Source organism: Bacillus cereus group sp. MYBK108-1 (assembly GCF_051917185.1).
Classification (GTDB): Bacteria; Bacillota; Bacilli; order Bacillales; family Bacillaceae_G; genus Bacillus_A; species Bacillus_A cereus.
This window is the reverse complement of record NZ_JBQAHZ010000055.1, coordinates 1-2,463: the sequence shown is the minus strand read 5'-3', so window position 1 is coordinate 2,463 and position 2,463 is coordinate 1. Positions and strand designations below refer to the sequence as shown.

Sequence of the window (2,463 nt, the reverse complement as noted above, 5' to 3'; positions counted from 1 at the left end):
CGACTTCCTTATGTTAACATCTTCGTTAGTTAATGTCAACTAAGTTTTTCATTTCGTTTGTCGCTTTCGACGTTAATGTCATCGGCGACTTGTTCTATATTACACCTCTAAAGTATAATCGTCAATACGTTTTTTAAAAAACTTTATATTTTATAGATTTCACTTATGTATTTCTTCTATAGTTATATACAAGCACCCCACAGAACAATCTATGGGGTGCTCTTCTACCATAAAAACTATTGTTCTTTCGACGGCACCGAACAACTTCCATCAGTACAAGAAAGATCGCTTCCACCCTCTGAAGAAAGTTCTTGCAACTTAGGTGCAGGATTCTCTTCTTCCCACACTTGCTGAAGTGCACCAACAAAAGTTTCAAGTGGTTGTGCACCTGAAATAGCATACTTTTGATTAATAATAAAATAAGGCACTCCCGAAATTTGATATTGCTGAGCAATCGCTTCATCAATTCTAACATCATTTGCATACGCATTTTTATCATTAATAACCTTTAAAGATTCTTGCTTATCTAAACCTGAAGCTTCAGCGATGGTAGCAAGTGTATCCACATCGCTTAAATTTTTCGATTCAGTGAAATATGCAAAAAGTAAATTTTCTGTAATCTCTTTTTCTTTCCCTTGATTCTTTGCAAACTTCGCAAGACGATGCGCATCAAACGTGTTCGTCGGCTTCATCTCATCAAAATTAAAACTTAAACCCATACTAGCTGCATGATTTCCTAACTGTACGTTATTACGCTTAGCTTCTTCAATACTAATTCCATACTTTGATGCAAGTACTTCATTAATACTTGTTCCAGAATAGATTGGAGCATTTTGGTCTAATTCAAAACTTTTAAACTCAACTTCAACATCCTTCTTATGCGGAAATTGTTCTAAAGCCATCTCTAATCTACGTTTCCCAATATAGCAAAATGGACATACAAAATCCGACCATACTTCAATTTTCATAAAAAACACCTCATTAACATTTAGTTTTCAATCATTGTAGCACTGAGATTAAGGAATTCAAAAGTTTTTGCTCTATCTCCTTCATATAGTACATACAAAAACACACTTATAGCAGAATACCTAATTAACAAAAAAACGATAATCAAAAGGATTAACTATTATCCCTCCGATTATCGTCTATATATATGCAACAACTTTAATTATGCCGGAATATACTTCCCTACGAACTTCCATACAGTATTCCAATATTTATTCGAATCTACTTTCTCCGCTTCTCCATGTCCAGCACCTGGAACAATTAATTTCTCTTTTTCTACTTTTGCAGCATTATATACTTCATCTAACATTTCAAAAGGAACGAATGTATCAGCATCCCCATGAATGAACAGCATAGGTGTTTTACTTTTCGCTACTTGTTTTACAGCTGAAGCCTCTTCTAAATCGTAACCAGCTCTTAATTTAGTAACCGTATTTGCCGCATTCATAACAGGAAACTTCGGTAAATGGAATAAATCTTTTAGTTGATAAGTAAATTCATCAATAACAGTTGAGTATCCACAATCTTCAATAATAACTTTAACATTAGAAGGTAAATCTTCTCCTGAAGTCATCATTACAGTTGCCCCGCCCATTGAAACACCAAATAGAGCTATTTCAGCATTAGGGTCTTTCTTCAAGATTTGTTGAATCCAAATCAAAACATCTTTACGATCATGCCAGCCCATACCAACATAATCCCCTTCACTATTTCCGTGTCCACGAAGGTCTGGTGCTATGACGTTATAGCCTTGTTCATAAAAGTTACGAACATATTTCGTCATTTCTGATGCTCTACCATTGTATCCATGAACTACAATTGCCCATTTATGACTGGATGGTTCATTCATATATTCATAACCTTTTAAATTTAATTTATCGAAAGAACGTATAGTTAATGTGTTAGGTTTATACTTCGATACGAAGTTTACATTCTTTTCTTCATTTGCAGCCAATACATCTCCCGATGCATTTACCGTTTCTACTAAATGAGGATTATCTTGCAAAAATTCTTTTTCTTGTTTCGCATTTAACGCGTAGTTATAAAAATAATTCCCAACTAACATATACACGATTACTAGCAGGACTAAGACTACTATAGTAATTATACTTATCTTTTTCATATTATCTCCTTTTCTAACTTAAATCTTCTTATATTAAAGTACATCAAAAACAACTGTACTATTTTAACACACTGATGAATCCTATCTTTAAGAAATAAAATAGAAAATCTTAAATTACATATAAAGAATCACGAAAGAAATTGAATAAAACTTATATAGCTACGTACTCAAAAACCTTTTTGAAAAGCGAGAAGCACTTCAAAATATTTAGCTTTGAAAAGAAGTTATAAAACACAAAAAAGACGAGTCATTCTGACTCGTCTTAAGCTTGCTTGGCGACGTCCTACTCTCACAGGGACAAGGTCCCAACTACCATCGGCGCTAGAGAGCTTAAC

2 protein-coding genes are annotated in these 2,463 nt (G+C 33.7%); both read right to left on the bottom strand.

Annotated features, from left to right (window positions below; translation table 11 throughout):
- Positions 1-236: 236 nt before the first annotated feature.
- Positions 237-968 carry a DsbA family oxidoreductase gene (locus tag ACTFSL_RS31015; protein ID WP_065223797.1) on the bottom strand — a complete coding sequence of 244 codons (732 nt, stop codon included), beginning with the start codon at positions 966-968 and terminating at the stop codon, positions 237-239.
- 200 nt (positions 969-1,168) lie between these two features.
- A complete protein-coding gene (locus tag ACTFSL_RS31010; RefSeq protein WP_440042957.1) occupies positions 1,169-2,128 on the bottom strand; it encodes an alpha/beta hydrolase in 960 nt (319 codons plus the stop codon).
- Positions 2,129-2,463: the final 335 nt, after the last annotated feature.